This is a genomic window from Polaribacter sp. L3A8 (assembly GCF_009796785.1).
Taxonomy (GTDB): Bacteria; Bacteroidota; Bacteroidia; order Flavobacteriales; family Flavobacteriaceae; genus Polaribacter.
Window position 1 is genome coordinate 3,410,708 of record NZ_CP047026.1, and the last position, 19,081, is coordinate 3,429,788.

Genomic DNA, 19,081 nt, shown 5'->3' on the forward strand with positions numbered 1-19,081 from the left:
TTTAAATTGTAAGTTCAGTCAAATTTACATTATTTTTTCGATACGATTTGTATTTGATGTTTGGATTTAAATGTACTTCTGCTGGTTTTCTTAAGTCTAGGCTAAAATGTGTTCTTAAATTGTTGTAAATATCTACAGCCTGTTTAGCTGAATTTTGAGCAATAAGAGTGTTTTTAAGACAGTTTCTAAGTCCGTATTCATATTTCAAAGTTCTATTGATTCTCTCTGCAATAGCGTTTTCATATGGGTCATATTGCTCTGTCATGCTCATTGTTATTCCATTATTTTCAGCAAACTGGGTATATTCTGTGCAACAGTATTGCATACCTCTATCAGAATGATGAATCAATTTTTTTGATGGATATTTTCTGTTTTTTAAAGCCATCTTTAAAGCGTCCTTACAGAGTGATACTTTCATATGGTCCTCTAGTTTGTAGCCCATAATTTTCTTTGAATATGCATCAGTTACAATTGCTAAATAGTTGTGTCCTTTTTCTGTTTTAATGTTTGTAATATCACTTACCCAAAGTTGTTCGGGTCTAGTAGGTATTTTGTTTTGAATGAGGTTTTTATATTTTTTAAATAGATGATTAGAGTTTGTGGTAGTTATGTAGTTTTTGAGTTTAGGTACGAGTAAATTATGCAGTCTTAATACATCAAAAAACTTATCTCTACCGATTTTAATATCTAGTTCTATCAACTGATTTTTAAGTTCTTTATAGAGTTTTTTTCCTCCAGTTCTGGAGCTTACTTTTTTACGATATTCTTTAACCATCGTAATTATTTTAGTGTCGTTTATAGCTTTACTTTGTTTTACTTTTTCTCTTTTGTAAAAGGCTTGTTTACTAATCCCAAAACACTGATAGAACCATTTTCTTTTAAACGGTTTTTCTTTTTTAGTTCTATCTCTTTCGCTAATGTTTTGGGTAACGACTTTTTTGATAAATCGACGCCAGTAATAATTTCCATATCTGCAATAATATCTTGCTGAAAATCCTTTACAAACTCCAGTTCTTCAATACGCTCCTTTAGTTTTTTAATTTCATCTAATTTACTCATACCTGTGTTTTGTTGGACTAAAGTACTATATTTTTTGATCCAATACCCAATTATTGTTCTTGGAACGTCATATTTTTTGGAAGCAAAGTTAGTAGAAATCTGGCCATTTTGAATTTGGTCAACGACAGATAATTTGAGTTCAAGTGTTGCTTTTTGATAGCTTTTTTTTCGCCAGTGTTCTTTTTGTGTTTTCATAAGTGACTATAATTAAATGTTTAATTTTTAGTCAACCTATTTCAGGACGCTTCTTGGAGTAAGGTTCGTTTAACGTGTTTGTGTATGATTAGTTGCGTGTTTTAAACAGTGAATTTAGTAAATAAAGCACGAACGGCGAAATTCCGAAGGAATTTCCCAAGTGAGCTAAAACTAGCAATTAATTATACACGTTGTTACCACACGTTTTTATTTTATTTCTTCAATCGGAATGTTCAATAAATCTCCATCGTAATGAACTTCGTTTTTTTCAAACTGTTCTTTCGTAAAAGCTTTTAATTTCTTTTTAGGTTTTAAATATTCCCCAAAATAGTTTATGTCAATTAATTCATTAAAATTCAGTTTAGTTTTCACTATTTCAAAGTCCGTATTTGGGAATTTTCGTGAATATTGTAATTCGTCAAAATATTGTCCTTGTAGATATAATGTTTCATTTTCCGATATTTTAATATAAAATCCAGAACCCAAATCGTAAGTTTGCTTTCTCTTAATTACTTTTTCCGTTTTGATTTTCAGAATTTGTGCTTTTCCGTTTTTTATTTCGTTTTCAACTTTTTTATTCCAACCTATTTCTCCGTTTTTATTCATAAGATAAACAACAATTCCGATTGAAATTATTAACAAAGGAATTGAAGTCAGAAGTTGTATTTCAGAAGAAACTTTTCCAACAACTTTTTCATAAATTAATAATGGTGCTAAAAGTATTAGTGTTATAAAAATCCATTTCATTCCGAAGTTTTCAAAATGTTGCCAAAGAGAATTTTTCCGACTTCTCAAAGTTTTAATTTCTTCTAGATTATATGGGCGTTCGGTTTTTTTCAAATGTGTGGTAACTATAATGATATCGAACGTTTTAATGTTTTATATCAGAAGTTAAACGAAGTTAGTTGATTTTTTTGAGAAAGTCAAGTCGATAAAAACAAGAAACCATCTTAAAGTGGTATTAGAATAAGTTTATAATTTTAAATACAAATGAGGTATAAAATTGTTGAATAATTACAATTTTATACCTCGTTTTTGTTCAAGTTGTAATTACAAACTTATGGGTTTGTAGACCATAAAGAAGCACCTTTAAGCATGGCTCTTCTTGGTAATTTTAATCCTGCAACAATTAATTCTGCAAAATCTTCTGGCTGTAAAACACGGTCTTCAGAATCTTTATTTGCAATACCTAGTTCTATAGACATGTCTGATGCAATAGTACTAGGTGTTAGTGTGCAAACTCTAATATTGTTTTTACGTACTTCTTTCATTAAAGATTCCGACATACCGATAACTGCAAATTTAGATGCTGAGTAAGCAGATGTGGTTGCGTTTCCGCTAAGTCCTGCAGTAGATGCTACATTAAATATATCACCTTCGTTTTTAGCTATTAAATAGGGTAAAACTTCTTTAGTAACGTAATACATACCCATTACGTTGGTCTGAATAATTTGGGTCCATTTGCTAACTTCCATATCGTTAAGCGTTCCAAAAGCAGCAATTCCTGCATTGTTTACCAAAATATCTACAGTACCAAATGTGTTTATAATGTTATTAATTCCTGTTTTTACTCCTTCATAATTGCCAACATCAAAAACAGCGTAAATAGCGTTAACACCAAGTGCTTTTAATTCTGCAACCGTTTCTTTTAAAACAGTTTCATTTCTACCTGTAATGGCTATATTAATTCCTTCTTTAGCAAATGCAAGTGCAGTTGCTTTTCCAAGACCTCTTCCTCCACCAGTTATAATTGCTTTTTTGTTTTTTAATTTTTCCATTTTTTATTGTAATTTATTTTTTTAAATCAAAAAAACCATCTGAGTTTCAGATGGTTTTTTACTGTTATTTAAGAATCAAATTACTCTTTATCTTGCTCTAACAAATCAAAAAATTGATTTAATTTAGGCATGATAATAATTTTTGTTCTTCTGTTTTTTGCTTTGTTAACACTAGAATCATTAGGTACTAATGGTACATATTGACTTCTACCCGCAGCAATTAATCTTGCTGGTTTAACACCAAATTTATACTGTAAAACTCTTGTTATAGAAGTAGCTCTTAATACAGATAAATCCCAGTTGTCTTGAATTAAATTTCTCTTTATAGGAGTTGTATCTGTATGTCCTTCAATCATCACTTCCATTTCTGGTTGATCTTTAATTACTTTCGCAATCTTATCTAAAACACTGTATGCATTTTCGTTTACGTTATAACTACCGCTTTTAAATAATAATTTATCAGAAATAGAAATAAATACTACCGTTTTTTCTACATTTACTTCAATGTCTTTATCTTGAATTCCGTCTGTTAAGTTTTTAGTTAAATGATACTTAATAGCAAGATTTAATGAATCTTTCTGACTCATTGCTTTTCTAACACCGTTAATATATTTGTCTTTTTCACTTAATTGAGAAATAACATTTTTAATGTTATCAGAAGACGATTGAGTTAAAACTGTTAAGTTTTCAACTTGTTTTAAGGCACCTTTTTTATCCTCTTTTAATGTTTTTACCTGTTCTGTTAAGGTAAACACTTTGGTAGACTCTTTTTCGTTTTCAATTAGACACTTTTGTAAACTAGCTTTTGTATCTAATAACTCTGTTTTTGTTTCGGTATGTTCTGCTTGTAAAGAAGCAAATTCTTTTTTAGAAACACAAGAACTTACCGTAATAGCAGTTAATAATAAGAATGATATTTTTTTCATTTATAAAAGATTAAATTAAGTTAACAAATTTAGCGAATTGTAGGAACAAAAAAGAACTATTATTGATATTTTATGAAAACTTTATGTTCTATTTTTGTAGAAATATTTTACAATTTATGATACTTAAAAATAAAATTATTTTTATAACATTTATATTGGTTCTTATTTCTTGTGCTGAAAAAAAGACAACAAAAGATTTTACTTTAAAAGGATATGTTTTTGGAACATCTTATAAAATAGTGTTTTTAGATGCACCTCAAAACTATCAGAAATCTATTGATAGTTTGTTTTTTTTAATGAATAAGTCATTATCAACCTACATGCCTGAGTCTAATATTTCTAAAATTAATAAAGGAGATTCTACCGTTGTTGTAGATGATTTGTTTTTGGAAGTTTTTAAAAAATCGAAAAGAATTTATAAAGAAACCGATGGGTATTTCGATCCAACGGTTGGCAACCTTGTAAATGCTTGGGGTTTTGGACCAAAAAGAGAAAAAATAAATTTAACGGAAGCGCAGGTAAAACAAGAAATGCTCTATGTTGGTTTAGATAAAGTTACCATTGTTGATGGTAAAGTTAAAAAGCAGGATCCTAACATTTACTTAGATTTTAATTCTATAGCTAAAGGATTTGGAATTGATGTGGTTGCTCGTTTTTTAGATCGTAAAAATATTGCCAATTATTTAGTGGAAATTGGAGGCGAAATTAGAGCAAAAGGAGTAAAAAAGGAAAACCATCCTTGGGTTATTAAATTGGTAAACCCCATAAAAAAAGATAGTACTAAGGGGTTTAGAAATATCAATTTATCTAACAAATCTATGGCAACTTCTGGTAATTATAGAAAATTTAGAATCACCAAAGATGGGCGAAAATATGTGCACACAGTAAATCCGAAAACAGGGTATGCAATAGAAAGTAGTTTGTTAAGTGCTTCTGTAATAGCTAATTTAGATTGTGCAGATACAGATGCGTATGCTACTGCTTTTATGGCAATGGGACTAAATAAAGCTAAAGAATTTTTACAAAAACATAAAAATATAGATGCTATTTTATTGTTTATTGATGAAAAAGGAAAATTAAAAGAATATAAGACAAATGCCTATGAGTAGTGAGTTTTAAATGATGTCTTTTTATTATATTGCATTTTTTAACTTAGACTATTTAGTATTATTATGAAAAAATTATTTCTTACACTTTTATGCTTATTTACTTTTACACTTACCAATGCGCAGTCAAATCAAGATATTGCTAATGTGTATATTAAGAGAGCTAATGAAGCAATAGAAACAAGTATTAATTACAAAGAAGCTTTAGTACAGTTTAACAAAGCTTTAAAATTTATGGATACCATAACAGATAGAAATGTAGCATCGTTAGCATCTCTTATCTATTATGAAAATCACTTGTATCAAAGTACAGAAAAAGAGAAATTAGATTTTTTAAAAAAATCAGAATCTTATAGTAGAGAATACTTTTTACTTACCATTGATAAAACTTCTGAAGAATATGCAAATAACTTAGACAATCATATTTTAATAAAGGAAACTATTGAGGAGTTAGAAATTAAGATAAAGAAACAAGAAGATGAACGTATCAGAAAAGAAAAAGAGCATAAAAAAATAGATTCACTAAAAACTATTTGGAGTAATAAATCGGAAACTTTATCATTAAAGGTTGATAGTATTTATAATTTTAATGCAAATAATATTGCGTTATACACCAAAGGAGAAAATTTTGGAGTTATAGATGATAGAGGTAGAATTCTTGTAGAAGCTAAAACATATAAAGATGGCATCAATTCTGAAGGTTTTATTTTGTTGAAGAATAAAAAAGAAGAAGCTACTAAAATTTATTGTTTTAATACAAATGATAAAAATGGTTTTCTTTTACCAGATGTTTTAGCGTTTAATGCTACTGCTACGCATTATGGTAAGCTAATGTTACCAAGAGGTAATGGTAGGTTGGTTAGCTATCCAGATAATTCTAAAGAGCCAATGGTGTATGATTTAAATGTAAAGAAAATAGTTAGAGCTTCTGATAATACAGCGTTGTTTAAATCCTTAAAAAAGAGTGATATCATAGATAAGTACAATAAAGATGGAGAGGTTAAAGTACAAAAAGAATGGTATCTATTTGGAGGTGATTTAGGTGGTGGAATATATCCTTTATATGCTGAAGATAGATCTGATATACATTCATTTTTATGTGCAACTAATGGAAAAACATTAAATTCAGAATCGGGTTATGAATATGTTGGTGCTTTTTATGAAGATAAGAGCCAAGTAATTAAAAAAGGTAAAGTAATTTGGATAAACCAAGAAGGAGCAAAAGTAAGTGTCGCAAAAGATGCCTATGAAAAATATGCAGGAGATTCTAAAGTTGTTAAATTAGAATTAGGTAAATATCAGATTTTAAGAAATGACGTAATTGTGCTAGGTGATGAGGAACTAGAGAAAATGGGAGAGTTTTTAAGAAAACATAAAGGCAATTAACTCTTATAGCATACCGGAAGAATTTCGTGCTTCATTAAACAAAATCGTTCTAGTTTTTTTGGAGCGATTTTTTGTGTATAATCAATTTCATCAACCAAAAAACCTATAGAACGTAATTTGTTAAAGTAATCTCTACCGTAAACTCTCACGTGATCATATTGTCCGAATATTTTAGCACGTTCTTTTCTGTCTGTAATAGAATTGTCTTCAAACGTTTTTTCTCTTGATAAATCTTGCGGAATCTGAAAAATACCAAATCCGCCTTTTTTCATCACTCTAAACAGCTCTTGCATTGCTTTAGTATCATCTGTAATATGTTCTAACACATGGTTACAGAAAATAACATCAAAAGAGTTGTCTTCAAAAGGTAAGTCGCAAATATCTGCTTTAACATCTGCAATTGGAGATTCTAAATCTGATGTTGTGTAAGCCAAGTTTTTTTGCTTTCTAAAAATATCTAAGAAACACTGCTCTGGCGCAATATGTAAAGTTTTTAGTTTTTCTTTTGATGTAAAAAAAGTAGTTTCGTCTCTTAAGAACAACCACATTAATCGATGTCTCTCTAAAGATAGCGTAGAAGGAGAAAGTGCATTTTCTCGCTGTTTTCCATATCCGTATGGTAAAAATTTACGAAAACTTTTACCATCTATAGGATCTGTAAATGTATCGCCCTTTAAAGAAAAAGCAATTATAGGCCTTACTAGGTAACTAGCTTTTATTAACCAAGGTCTTGGGATGGTATTTAATATGGATTTAAAGAGTTTCATGGTTGTTGTGTCACAGAGATTCGCAGAGAATTTTCACAGAGAATCACAGCGTTTTAAATTGTGTTTATAAAACGTTTTAATCCGTTTTTTAATAGTTTTGTATGGAAATTAATTAATAATCCTAATGGGTAATTGCCTAATTTCATATATGTTAAAATTTGAGCAGAATGAACATCTGTTAAAGACTCTACCGTTTTTAGTTCTAAAACTATTTTATCTTCAACCAATAAATCAATTCTATAACCGTGATCTAATTTTATTTCTTTATACATTATTGGTAGTGAAACTTCCTTTTTTACGTTTAAACCTAGATTTTTTAGTTCAAAGAATAAACACTCTTGATAAGCAGATTCTAACAAACCTGGCCCAAGAGTTTTATGAACTTCAATGGCTGCACCAATAATCTTTTCTGTTATTTTATTATCCATAGTTTATTTACGAAATGGTTTTATAATATAAACAATTTCTCTGTGAAACTCTTTTACATCATAATAAAATAAACTCTGTGAATCTCAGTGTAAATACTTATTGTCTAAATGCATCCTCTTCATCGGTAACAATACCCAATGCGTCATGTACATATTTAAATGTAGAAAGTAATTCTGGTTTACCGTTAACAATTGCTATATCATGTTCAAAATGAGCAGAAGGTTTGTTATCTAAAGTAGTAATGGTCCAACCATCTGCATGTTGTTTAATTTTATGAGTTCCTAAATTTGTCATTGGTTCTATAGCAACCACCATTCCTTCAACAAATTTCTTTCCTCTTCCTCTTTTACCGTAGTTTGGCATTTCTGGATCTTCGTGCATTTCTCTACCTAAACCATGACCTACCAATTCTCTTACAACTCCGTAACCATGATCTTCTGTAAATTTCTGAATAGCAAAACCTACATCGCCAACTCTATTACCCGCTTTAAACTCGCGAATACCAACATATAAACTAGCTCTAGTTACGTCTAAAAGTTCTTTTGTTTCTGGTGCAATTTCTCCAACAGCAAATGTATAGGCATGGTCTCCGTGAAAACCATTTTTATATGCGCCACAATCTATAGAAATAATATCGCCTTCAATTAAAGGTTTTTTATTTGGAATACCGTGTACTACCTGAGAATTTGGGCTCATACAAAGTGAGTTTGGAAAATCGTATAATCCTAAGAAACCAGGTACAGCACCTTCAGCTCTAATAAAATCTTCGGCAAGTTTGTCTAAATACAAAGTGGAAACCCCAGGTTTTACTTCTTTTGCAAGCATACCTAATGTTTTAGAAACGATTAAGGCACTTTCGCGCATAAGTTCTATTTCTTCTCTTGTTTTTATCTTAATCATGTTAAAAAAATTGAAAAGCAAAGTTACTATATTTTAGGCGAAAATAGGAGTGTTTATCTATTTGAAAAAAGAGAAAAATCCTTTCTTCTTTTTTTTAGGTGGTTCGTAATTAAAGATAGATTTATAGATGGCTGTCCATCCTAAAAAACCGCCAACATTTCTATCATCTATAAATAAGTCGGCATGAATTTTACGACTGTGTTTTTCATCAAAAACTTCTTCTGGAAAATTCTTATTTACGGCATAGAATTCAAGGTCGTTTTCTTTACAAAAAGCAACAGCTTCATCGAGTCTTTTTCCATGTCTGTAAGTCCATAAGATTAATCTATGGCCTTCAGATTGTAGTTTTTTTAATGTGTAAAAGGCAAAGATTAACTCTTTGCCTATTTTTGGGTATGCATCTTCTACAATGGTGCCGTCAAAATCTACAGCAATTATTAATGGATTTTCTGGCAGCATTAATGGTCGTAAGAATGTTTATAGATATCACCTGAAACAATTTTTAGCATGTCTTTTTCTAAAGATTCGCGAGCATATTCTACATATCTACCAATTTCTTTTCCTTTTTTATAAAAGATAAAAGTTGGTACTCTTTTTATGTTGAAACCCTCTTGTAAGTTATCAGGTGTTTTTTTACTTCTGTTTACTGTAATTAGTTCAAAATTATTTAAATTAAAATCAGTTTGTTCTAAGATTTTAAAAAAACGCGGAGTTTCTCTTTTACTATCTCCACACCAAGTTCCCATAAAACCTTTAATTGTAACCCCTTCTAATTCCTTTTTAAGGGAAGCAATTGTTGCTGCATCTGGAGTATAAATATCAAATTTTTGATCAAACCAAGTTTTGTAAGGAGTTTGTTGAAAAGACGCTTTATTTGCTAATCCAATTAAATCTCCTCTTTGGTTTTTTACTGCAGTTGCTTTTTTTGTTTCAGTTGCTTTTTGTTGTACGTTGCAAGATGCAAGTACAACAAAGCAAGCTAATAAAAAGAGTTTTTTCATTCTTTAAAAAAAGATTAAATTATAATAATGAATGTTGTGTCATTTCTTTAGGCTGTTCTAAGCCCATTAAATCTAAAATAGTAGGAGCAATATCACCTAAAACACCACTATTTATCGATTTTATTTCTTTATCAATTAAAATAAAAGGAACTGGGTTTGTTGTATGCGCTGTATGAGGAGATCCATCAGGATTCATCATTGTTTCACAATTACCATGATCTGCAATTAATAAAATAGAATAACCATTATCTAAACCAGTTTCTATTACTTCTTTAGCACAAATATCTACAGCTTCACAGGCTTTTATTGCAGCATCCATCATTCCTGTATGCCCAACCATATCTCCGTTTGCAAAGTTTAAACAAACAAAATCAGCTTCACCTTTCTTTAAATCATCACACAAAGCGTCTTTTAATTCGTACGCAGACATTTCTGGTTTTAAATCGTAAGTAGCTACTTTTGGTGAGTTTCTTAAAATTCTAGATTCTCCTTTAAACGGTTCTTCTTGTCCTCCAGAAAAGAAAAATGTTACGTGAGGATATTTTTCAGTCTCCGCAATTCTAATCTGTTTTTTACCAGCTTTAGATAAAACTTCACCTAAGGTATTTTTAATGTTATCTGTGTTGTAAATAGTGTTTATCCCTTTAAAACTTGCGTCATACAAAGTAATGGTTGTGTAATATAGGTCTAATTTTTTCATTCCAAATTCTGGAAAATCATTCTGAGATAAAGCGTTTGTTAATTCTCTTCCTCTATCTGTTCTATAGTTAAAGAATAAAACTACATCACCTTCTTTAATTTGTGTTTTTGGCGAACCATCTTCATTCGTTACAATGATAGATTTATGAAATTCATCTGTAATTCCGTCTTCATAATTCTTGTTCATGGTTGCAACAGCATCCGTGGTTTTAGTACCAACACCATTAACAAGGCCATCATAAGCTTCTTTTACACGTTCCCATCTATTATCTCTATCCATTGCATAATAACGCCCAGTTACAGAAGCCAATTCTCCTGTGCTTTCTTTCATGTATTCCTGAATGTCGTTAATAAAAAAGGTTCCAGATTTAGGGTCACAATCTCTACCATCTGTAAATGCGTGTAAATACACATTTCCTATTTCGTTTTCTTTTGCAACATCTAACAATCCTTTTAGGTGATCTATATGTGCGTGAATTCCTCCGTTAGAAAGTAAGCCTAATAAGTGAACATCCTTTTTATTTTCTTTGGCATATTTAAAAGTATCTAATAATACTTTTTCTTTACCTAAAGTTTTTTCTTTTACCGCTTTATTGATACGAGCTAAATTCTGATAAACAATTCTACCAGCACCTAAATTCATGTGACCAACTTCCGAATTACCCATTTGTCCTTCAGGTAAACCAACATGTTCTCCATCTGTCCTTAATTGAGCATTTGGGTACTTCTCATATAAACCGTTAATAAAAGGTGTTTTTGCATTGTAAATAGCAGATACTTTAGGGTCTTGTGTAATTCCCCAACCATCCAAAATCATAAGGATAACTTTCTTGTTCATTGTCTTAAAATTGAACAGTAAAATTAAGAAATATTTTATCGCTTTTATTGATTTTATCAATTTTTTACGAAACCGATAACGTAAATAAACTTTATAAATTTAGAATAAATAGTAGGTGAGTAGAATTTAACGGTTATTGAGTTTTTCTTGGTAAATGCTATTAGTTAAATACTTGTTAATTGCTGTTGGTTGTAGAAACATAACAAAGCGTTAATAGTCTTTTAAGTATCAGAAACAAATTAATTATAAACCCAAAACTTATTTATTATGAAAAAATTAATCTTACCATTATTACTTTGTCTTTTTGCCTTTGGATCTGTAAATGCAACAGCTCTAAAAAACGAAAATCCTAAGAGCGTAGTCACAATTAAATCGCAATATAATGTTAGTGCTTTTTTTAAGTTGATACGTATGGGGAATTATGAAGCTGTAAAATCTCTGATTGAAACGGGAGAAAATGTAAACAAAAAATCGAATGGTTTAACGCCTTTAATGTATGCAGCTAGGTATAATAAAGTTAGAGTTGTACAGTTTTTAATTGATAATGGAGCAAAATTAAAGACAAAATCAGACAGAGGAAACATGACAGCATTAGATATGGCAAAAAGATCGAAAGCTTTTGATGCAGTTAAAGTTATAAAAGAATCGCTTTAGTCTTATTATTTGAATTAATTAATCTAAAGCAAAACAGGCTATCTTTTTAAGGTAGTCTGTTTTTTTTGTTATAAAGAATAGTCCATATAATTTAAAGTGATTAAAAGAATAGTAATTAATAGTATTAGGATCATTACTTTTCTTTTGAAAGCAATTTCATTTTCTTTGATAAGTTTTTCTTTGATTTTTTTTAATTGAGATGGGCTTGCCTTGTTATTAAAATGGAGGGCTGTTTTTTTACTTTTTTTAGAATTTTTAATTTTATCAAAAGTAGAAATATGAGATCGTTTATTTGTATTTAAACTTGCAATCATGTGTGCTATAAATCCTCCTCCTGCCATAATTAATAATTTTGTATTTAGTTATAAGTAGTGAAAAAGTGTAAAATGTTACATGTAGTTTTTTAGAATAAACTTAAAAAATAAAGTTTTACAAGAAGTTAATTGTGAAATTAATATTTTAAGATGTAATTTCGTAAGAATAATTCAATACAAATTTAATGAGCGTCCATTTCGAACTAAAAGAAGTTACTAAGAAACTACCCAAACATTTACATAAGTTCGTGGTAAAACAACCTTATGATGAATATACAGCACAAAATCAAGCTGTTTGGCGTTATGTAATGAGAAATGAATGTAGCTTATTTGAGTAAGGTAGCACATAAATCTTATATGACAGGTTTAGATAAAACAGGTATTTCTTTAGAAAACATTCCTTTTATGGAAGGTATGAATAGAATATTAAAAGAAATAGGTTGGGCTGCAGTTTCGGTAGATGGTTTTATTCCGCCAAATGCTTTTATGGAATTTCAAGCTTATAATGTTTTAGTAATTGCTTCAGATATGAGAACCATAAATCATATAGAATACACGCCTGCACCAGATATTATTCATGAAGCAGCTGGTCATGCACCTATAATTTCGAATCCAGAATATGCTGAGTATCTAAGAAGATTTGGAGAAATAGGAAGCAAGGCAATTTTTTCTTCTAAAGATTATGAAATGTATGAGGCAATTAGGCTTTTATCAATCTTAAAAGAAAACTCAAATTCACCAGAAAAAGAAGTGGAAGCTGCGCAAGAAAAAGTTGCATACCTTCAAAATAATATGGGCGAATTATCTGAAATGGCTAAAATTAGAAATTTACATTGGTGGACTGTAGAATACGGGTTGATTGGTACTTTAAATAATCCTAAAATATACGGAGCAGGTTTGCTTTCATCAATAGGAGAAAGTGCTTGGTGCATGAAAGGTGAAGTGAAAAAAGTAGGGTATTCTATTGATGCTGCAACCGTAAATTTTGACATTACAAAACCACAACCGCAATTATTTGTAACACCAGATTTTGCTTATTTAAGTCTGGTTTTAGATGAGTTTGCAAATACAATGGCTATAAGAACTGGTGGGTTAAGAAGTATTCAAAAACTAATAGATTCAGATAATTTTGGAACGATAGAACTAACAACAGGTATTCAAATATCTGCTGTTTTTTCTAAAGTTATTCAGTATAAAAATAATAAAGTTGCTTATTTTCAAACAACAGGAGCAACGGCTTTAGCAAATAGAGATAAAGAATTAATAGGACATGGAATTACAAGTCACGCAGGTGGTTTTGGAAGTCCTGTTGGTAAATTAAAAGGAATTAACTTACCGATTGAAGATATGAGTCCAAGAGATTTAAAAGCGTATGGAATCTACGAAGGTGAGTTTATGACCTTAGAGTTTGAAAGTGGAGTTGTTGTAAAAGGAAAAGCAATTACTGGCACTAGAGATTTAAGAGGTAAGATTTTAATTATTTCTTTAGAGGATTGTACGGTAACTTATAAAGACGAAACGTTATTTAAGCCAGCATGGGGAATTTATGATATGGCAATTGGTAAAGAAGTAGTTTCTGCGTATGCGGGTTCTGCAGATGTAGATTCTTTTTTAGGTTTAGGTAAGGTTTCTGAAACTAAAACACATAAAATTAGTTACACAGAAAAAGAACAAGAGTTGTATGGTTTGTATGAGGAAGTAAGAAAGATGCGAGAAGATAAATCATCAACAAATAAAAAAATAACAGAACTATTTAATCAGTTAAAAACTCAATTTCAATTAGATTGGTTATTGTCATTAGAATTATATGAATTAGCTTTGCAAGAGCATTTTTCTATTCAATCTGCTATTTTAGAGAGATTAGAGGAGTTAAAATGTAACAAAAGCTACACAAAGTTAATTGAAAATGGACTAATTTTGTGTCGAGTTTAATATTTAAAAAATACAACATGGGTCTATTTGACATGTTTAAAAGAAAAGATATGAGTGCAGAAATTAAAGAATATTTAGAAAAAGGAGCTGTTGTTTTAGATGTTAGAACACAAGAAGAATGGGATGAAGGGCACACAGAAGGTGCAGAGCACATTGTTTTAACCGTAATTCCTTTAGAAGTTGAGCAAATTAAAGCTTGGAACAAACCTGTAATTGCAGTTTGTAGAAGTGGAGCAAGAAGCGGACAAGCAACTCAGTTTTTAACAAACCATGGTATCGATGTGATTAACGGAGGACCTTGGCAAAATGTAGATCAGCACGTTTCTAAATAGTGTGTGAGTTATTTTAAATAATCGATGTGTTTTTGATTGTTTTTTTAGTGTTCTTCTGATAGAACAATAGTGCATAAGAAAGTGTGTAAGTTTCAAAAACTTAGTGTTTAATCAATTCTGAGTTTTGAAACTTACACACTTTATAAAATATTGCCACCTTAATCATAATTGGTTGTTATTTAATCTTTTTATTATAGAATGCATTTCTGTCCATCAAATGGTATAATTATATATCACATGATTAGGTTAAGTAATTTAGAGAATGCCTTTTAATAATATGTTTATTTAATTCCTTTAGAAAAAGGGCGTTTCTTAAACAACTATTTTTATGTTTTTACCGAAGGAAAAATATCGCATAAAATTTTATATCGAAAAGCAAATCAACATAGAAAAGTTTAGAAAAGAATTAAAACTTATAGAGGTCAGTATTTAAATTCATATCTTTAAAAACAACAAATACAGTAATATTATGAATATATTTAAAGGACAAAACCTTCTAGAGTTTGCTGATCGGTTTAAAACGGATGAAGATTGCAAGAAATACTTGGCAGATATTAAGTGGAAAGATGGATTTCAATGTGTTAAATGTGGTCATAACAAGGCTCAAATAAGAAAAGATTTTTCACGGACATGTAATATTTGCTCTCATCAAGAATCATCTACATCAAACACACTTTTTCATAAAGTAAAGTTTGGTGTTAGAAAAGCTTTCTTTATTGTTTTTGAAATGAGTACGAGTACTAAAAGCCTTTCTGCTAGTTATGTTGCAGTTCGTTTTAGTGTAACAGAAAAGACTGCACGTTTATTTATGCTCAAAATTAGAGAAGCTATGGAAAGTAGTGGAAATAGTCCTATGACCGGTATTGTTCATGTGGATGAATTTGTTTTGGGTGGACGAGAAAAAGATAAAGTAGGAAGAAGTTATAATGCTAAGAAAAAGAAAGCTATAACTGCTGTTGAACTAACTGAAGATGGAAAAGTTAAAAGAATGTATGCCATGAGAATCGAAGATTTTTCAGCTAGTTCTTTGCAATATATTTTTGTGAATCATATCAGTCGAGAAGCTAAAGTGATAACCGACAAATGGAGAGGTTACAGACCTATTGTGAAAGCTTATAATATTACTCAAATAGAAAGTAATGGAGGTATGAATTTTAAAGCACTTCATACAATGATTCATCAAGTGAAATCTTGGATAAGAACAACGTATTCTTGGGTAAGTGACTATAATCTAACTAACGTGAGTTCGATGTAAGAAATTTTAATTAAACCTATAAAAAAAGCAGAATATTTAGTATATTAAAGTACTGAATTCTAATATATTAATAAATATCCTGCTTATGATTTCTGATAGTAAAATTATAGAAATTTTCTGTTCTTTAGATGATTTTATGAAAGAATTTAACTTAATTCTTAATAAAAACAGCATTTCTGATGGTTCAACAACTAAAAAACGTAATAGAAAGTTCAAAATGTCTGATAGTGAAGTGATGACCATACTTGTTATATTTCACCTAAAGTCTTACCGAAACCTTAAACACTTTTACTTAAACCATATTTGTAAATACAGACAAGATCTGTTTCCAGATTGTGTTTCTTATAATAGATTTGTAGAACTTCAAAAAAAGGTTACACAACCTTTAGCCGTTTTTATGAAAATGTATTGTTTAGGCGATTGCACAGGTATCTCTTTTATTGATTCTACTCCTTTAAAAGTATGTCACTATAAAAGAGAAAAACAACATCAAGTATTTAAAGATATTGCCAAAAAAAGCTATGGAACTATGGGGTGGTATTTTGGATTTAAACTACATATTGTCTGCAATGACAAAGGAGAAATTATTGATTTTATGTTCACTCCAGCCAATGTAGACGACAGATTCCCTCTCAAACAAAAGAGTTTCACGACAAATTATTTGGAAAAATTTTTGGAGACAAAGGATATATTGGGAAAGATTTATTTGAAAGACTTTTTGTAGACGGAATTCATTTAATAACTAAAGTTCGAAAAAACATGAAAAAGAAAGCAATGGACTATATGGATAAAGTTATCCTAAGAAAAAGAGCAATCATCGAAACAGTAAATGATGTACTAAAAAACACTTGCCAAATTGAACATTCTAGACATAGATCTTTTGATAATTTCATAACAAATATGATCTCTGGATTAATTGCATATTCTTTTTTACCTAAAAAACCTTCTATAAAAATCCCGAATATGTTACCGAATATTGCGATTGATTAGCTCGAACTCACGTTAAATAGATATTTTAATGAATTTTGTTTTAGAATTAATCGATCACAAAGTAAAGCAACAATATTCAATAACTTAATAACAAAAATGGTTCAAAAGGATAAAGTAGAGCAGCACAAAATTATATGTAACTAACTACTGACCTCTAAAAACTTAAATCACTTTTTGATACTTATTAAAGTCTGAATTATAAAAGTGATTATGTATTAAAATGTATATAATTTAAACAGTAGTAAGAGAGTTCTTGTAATAAAATGTTGAAAAAAAGCCTCTCTTAATGAGAAGCTCTTTTATTGATAAAGGGGGGGGAGCAATATTTACAAACAATCTTTTATCATTTTTACAGCTTGTTCTGCTGTAATATCTCTTTGTGGAGTTCCGAACATTTCATAACCTACCATAAATTTCTTTACAGAAGCGCTTCTTAATAATGGTGGATAAAAACTCATGTGCCAATGCCAATGCTTGTTTGCATTACCATTTGTTGGTGCTTGGTGAATACCACTAGAGTAAGGAAAAGAAGTGTTAAAAATCTTATCGTAAGCTTTGGTTAAAACAGCAATTGCTTCTCCGTATTGTAAAGCTTGTTCATCATTCATTTCTAAAATATTAGCTTGGTGTTTTTTAGGAACAATCATGGCTTCGAAAGGCCAAATAGCCCAAAAAGGAACTAAAACTACAAACCCATCATTTTCAAAAATAATACGTTCTTTCTTTTCTAATTCTTGCGTTAAGTAATCACCCAATAAACTACTATTGTTATTGTTATAGTAATTTAATTGTTGTGTATTTTTTTTATCAACTTCGTTGGGTAAAGAAGACTGGCTCCAAATTTGTCCATGAGGATGTGGATTACTACACCCCATAACTGCACCCTTATTTTCAAAAATTTGAACATAATTGATTTTAGGATTTTCAGCCAATTCAGTAAACTCTCTTTGCCAAGCAAAAACTACTTTCTGAATTTCTGATGCAGACATATCTGCTAAACTTTTAGAGTGATCTGGGCTAAAGCAAATTACTTTACAAATACCCGTTTCACTTTGTGCCTTTAAAAGTCCGTCATTTACATTAAATGTAGGAGAGTCGTTTTGTAAGGCTGCAAAATCGTTTGTAAAAACAAAAACATCTTTATACTCTGGGTTTATTTCTCCGTTAATTCTTGTGTTTCCAGAACATAAATAACAAGATTCATCATGAGATGGTCTTTTTTCGTTATTTACCGCTTCGTTTTGTCCTTGCCAAGGTCTTTTAGCTCTGTGTGGAGAAACTAAAACCCATTCTCCGGTAAGAATATTAAAACGCTTGTGCGAATAATCTTGTAAATTTGTATTACTCATCTTTTAAAGTTGTAGTTGATTATTTTACGATATGTGTTCCTTCAGAAAGTTCAATAAAATATACAGAACATTCAGTGTTAAATTTATTTTTGTAAGCTTTAGATGCTATTTCTGCAAATGCTTTTGCTTCGCTTTTATCAACTAAATTAATAGTACAACCACCAAAACCACCACCCATCATTCTTGCGCCTAATACGTGTTTGTTTTTTTTAGCTTGGTCTACTAAAAAATCTAACTCATTACAACTAACATGGTATTGGTTAGACAAACCTTCGTGAGATTGATAAATTAAAGAACCTAATAACTGTAAATCATTATCCTCAATAGCTTTTGCGGCTTTTAGAGTTCTTTCGTTTTCTTGAATTACAAATAGTGCTTTTTGGTAGTTTGCAGGTGTTACCTTGTTTGCAATAGTTTCTAAATCTGCTTCAGTAGCATCTCTTAGAGCTTTTATACCTAGTAATGCAGATACGCCTTCGCAAGCAGAACGTCTATCATTATAAGCGCTATCAGACAAACTGTGTTTTACGTTGGTATTTATCAACATTAATTGATGATCTTTAAAATCTATTTTATAAGGTTTAGATGCTACCGTTCTACAATCTAAGTGTAAAGCATTGTCTTTTATACCAAACATACTTGCGTATTGATCCATAATACCGCAATTTACACCCACATAATTATGTTCTGCTTTTTGTGATATTAAAATCATTTCGTGTTTGGTAAGACCTAAATTAAATATTTCATTTAATCCAAAAACCACACTATTTTCTAAAGCTGCAGAAGAAGACATACCTGCACCTCCAGGAATATTACCTTTAAAGATAATATTAAAATCACCAATCACTTTATTTTTATTCTGAATTTCGGCAACAACACCAAAAACATAATTTTCCCAGCTTCCTTCTTTAGAAGGTTTTAATTTATCTAGTGCAAACTCAATGGTACTGTCTAAATCTAAGGCGATGGCTGTAGAACTACCGGAATCACTTTTTTGAATAGCTGCTGCAATTCCTTTATTAACGGCTGCAGGAAAGACAAAACCATCATTATAATCTGTATGTTCTCCAATAATATTTATTCTTCCAGGAGAAAAAATTAATAAAGGGTCTGTTTTAAATTTGTTGATAAATGTCTCTTTTACATCCTTAATTAGTATTGCACTCATGTC

The 19,081-nt window shown here is 30.1% G+C and carries 18 protein-coding genes and 4 pseudogenes; 8 read left to right on the forward strand and 14 right to left on the reverse strand.

Annotation, left to right across the window (positions count from 1 at the left end; genetic code table 11):
* Nucleotide 1: 1 nt before the first annotated feature.
* The 5 genes from GQR92_RS14000 to GQR92_RS14020 all read right to left on the reverse strand — a co-directional run bounded on the left by GQR92_RS14000 (nucleotide 2) and on the right by GQR92_RS14020 (nucleotide 3,958).
* Nucleotides 2-919, reverse strand: coding sequence for an IS3 family transposase (locus tag GQR92_RS14000; protein ID WP_368074181.1), 918 nt, complete (start codon nucleotides 917-919; stop codon nucleotides 2-4).
* Entirely contained in the window at nucleotides 814-1,254 is a 441-nt protein-coding gene (locus tag GQR92_RS14005; protein WP_233269872.1) for a helix-turn-helix domain-containing protein, read from the reverse strand. The genes GQR92_RS14000 and GQR92_RS14005 overlap by 106 nt, the downstream gene beginning before the upstream one ends.
* Before the next feature lie 207 nt (nucleotides 1,255-1,461).
* Nucleotides 1,462-2,001, reverse strand: a complete 540-nt coding sequence (locus GQR92_RS14010; protein WP_158840587.1) for a hypothetical protein — start codon at nucleotides 1,999-2,001, stop codon at nucleotides 1,462-1,464.
* A 311-nt stretch (nucleotides 2,002-2,312) separates the two neighbouring features.
* Entirely contained in the window at nucleotides 2,313-3,032 is a 720-nt protein-coding gene (locus GQR92_RS14015) for a 3-ketoacyl-ACP reductase (RefSeq protein WP_158840589.1), read from the reverse strand.
* Between the two features lie 80 nt (nucleotides 3,033-3,112).
* On the reverse strand, nucleotides 3,113-3,958 hold the full coding sequence (locus tag GQR92_RS14020; RefSeq protein WP_158840591.1) for an OmpA/MotB family protein: 846 nt from the start codon (nucleotides 3,956-3,958) through the stop codon (nucleotides 3,113-3,115).
* Between the two features lie 116 nt (nucleotides 3,959-4,074).
* Here GQR92_RS14020 and GQR92_RS14025 point away from each other — a divergent pair, with 116 nt between their 5' ends.
* Both GQR92_RS14025 and GQR92_RS14030 read left to right on the forward strand, forming a co-directional pair.
* Complete coding sequence (locus GQR92_RS14025; RefSeq protein ID WP_158840593.1) at nucleotides 4,075-5,067, forward strand: FAD:protein FMN transferase; 993 nt, start codon at nucleotides 4,075-4,077, stop codon at nucleotides 5,065-5,067.
* A gap of 63 nt (nucleotides 5,068-5,130) precedes the next feature.
* On the forward strand, nucleotides 5,131-6,450 hold the full coding sequence (locus tag GQR92_RS14030) for a hypothetical protein (RefSeq protein WP_158840595.1): 1,320 nt from the start codon (nucleotides 5,131-5,133) through the stop codon (nucleotides 6,448-6,450).
* Here the strand turns inward: GQR92_RS14030 and GQR92_RS14035 are convergent.
* The 6 genes from GQR92_RS14035 to gpmI all read right to left on the reverse strand — a co-directional run bounded on the left by GQR92_RS14035 (nucleotide 6,447) and on the right by gpmI (nucleotide 11,084).
* Nucleotides 6,447-7,217, reverse strand: a complete 771-nt coding sequence (locus tag GQR92_RS14035; RefSeq protein WP_158840597.1) for a class I SAM-dependent methyltransferase — start codon at nucleotides 7,215-7,217, stop codon at nucleotides 6,447-6,449. The two genes, GQR92_RS14030 and GQR92_RS14035, sit on opposite strands and share 4 nt — an antisense overlap.
* 53 nt (nucleotides 7,218-7,270) lie before the next feature.
* Complete coding sequence (locus GQR92_RS14040) at nucleotides 7,271-7,645, reverse strand: GxxExxY protein (RefSeq protein WP_158840599.1); 375 nt, start codon at nucleotides 7,643-7,645, stop codon at nucleotides 7,271-7,273.
* Nucleotides 7,646-7,742: 97 nt separating this feature from the next.
* On the reverse strand, nucleotides 7,743-8,546 hold the full coding sequence (gene map / locus GQR92_RS14045) for a type I methionyl aminopeptidase (RefSeq protein ID WP_158840601.1): 804 nt from the start codon (nucleotides 8,544-8,546) through the stop codon (nucleotides 7,743-7,745).
* Nucleotides 8,547-8,603: 57 nt separating this feature from the next.
* Nucleotides 8,604-9,005, reverse strand: coding sequence for a BT0820 family HAD-type phosphatase (locus GQR92_RS14050; protein ID WP_158840603.1), 402 nt, complete (start codon nucleotides 9,003-9,005; stop codon nucleotides 8,604-8,606).
* Nucleotides 9,005-9,547, reverse strand: coding sequence for a thioredoxin family protein (locus GQR92_RS14055; RefSeq protein WP_158840605.1), 543 nt, complete (start codon nucleotides 9,545-9,547; stop codon nucleotides 9,005-9,007). The genes GQR92_RS14050 and GQR92_RS14055 overlap by 1 nt, the downstream gene beginning before the upstream one ends.
* Before the next feature lie 19 nt (nucleotides 9,548-9,566).
* Nucleotides 9,567-11,084 carry a 2,3-bisphosphoglycerate-independent phosphoglycerate mutase gene (gene gpmI, locus GQR92_RS14060; RefSeq protein WP_158840606.1) on the reverse strand — a complete coding sequence of 506 codons (1,518 nt, stop codon included), beginning with the start codon at nucleotides 11,082-11,084 and terminating at the stop codon, nucleotides 9,567-9,569.
* 267 nt (nucleotides 11,085-11,351) lie between these two features.
* Between gpmI and GQR92_RS14065 the strand changes: the two genes are divergently transcribed.
* On the forward strand, nucleotides 11,352-11,738 hold the full coding sequence (locus tag GQR92_RS14065) for an ankyrin repeat domain-containing protein (protein ID WP_158840608.1): 387 nt from the start codon (nucleotides 11,352-11,354) through the stop codon (nucleotides 11,736-11,738).
* A gap of 68 nt (nucleotides 11,739-11,806) precedes the next feature.
* On the opposite strand, the gene GQR92_RS14070 is transcribed toward GQR92_RS14065, so the two are convergent.
* Nucleotides 11,807-12,079, reverse strand: a complete 273-nt coding sequence (locus GQR92_RS14070) for a hypothetical protein (protein WP_158840610.1) — start codon at nucleotides 12,077-12,079, stop codon at nucleotides 11,807-11,809.
* Between the two features lie 158 nt (nucleotides 12,080-12,237).
* On the opposite strand from GQR92_RS14070, the pseudogene GQR92_RS14075 reads away from it, so the two are divergent.
* From GQR92_RS14075 to GQR92_RS14095, 5 genes and pseudogenes are all read left to right on the forward strand, one after another.
* Nucleotides 12,238-13,984 (forward strand): annotated as a pseudogene (locus GQR92_RS14075) (aromatic amino acid hydroxylase).
* Between the two features lie 50 nt (nucleotides 13,985-14,034).
* Nucleotides 14,035-14,316, forward strand: a complete 282-nt coding sequence (locus tag GQR92_RS14080) for a rhodanese-like domain-containing protein (RefSeq protein ID WP_158840612.1) — start codon at nucleotides 14,035-14,037, stop codon at nucleotides 14,314-14,316.
* A gap of 469 nt (nucleotides 14,317-14,785) precedes the next feature.
* A pseudogene (locus GQR92_RS14085) lies at nucleotides 14,786-15,550 on the forward strand (IS1595 family transposase); the annotation flags it as partial.
* Nucleotides 15,551-15,656: 106 nt separating this feature from the next.
* Nucleotides 15,657-16,561 (forward strand): annotated as a pseudogene (locus GQR92_RS14090) (IS982 family transposase).
* A 12-nt stretch (nucleotides 16,562-16,573) separates the two neighbouring features.
* Nucleotides 16,574-16,705, forward strand: a pseudogene (locus GQR92_RS14095) (IS1595 family transposase); the annotation flags it as partial.
* 182 nt (nucleotides 16,706-16,887) lie between these two features.
* On the opposite strand, the gene GQR92_RS14100 reads toward GQR92_RS14095, so the two are convergent.
* Together GQR92_RS14100 and galK are read right to left on the reverse strand one after the other, a co-directional pair.
* On the reverse strand, nucleotides 16,888-17,910 hold the full coding sequence (locus tag GQR92_RS14100; protein ID WP_158840616.1) for a UDP-glucose--hexose-1-phosphate uridylyltransferase: 1,023 nt from the start codon (nucleotides 17,908-17,910) through the stop codon (nucleotides 16,888-16,890).
* Nucleotides 17,911-17,929: 19 nt separating this feature from the next.
* Nucleotides 17,930-19,078 carry a galactokinase gene (gene galK / locus GQR92_RS14105; RefSeq protein WP_158840619.1) on the reverse strand — a complete coding sequence of 383 codons (1,149 nt, stop codon included), beginning with the start codon at nucleotides 19,076-19,078 and terminating at the stop codon, nucleotides 17,930-17,932.
* Nucleotides 19,079-19,081: the final 3 nt, after the last annotated feature.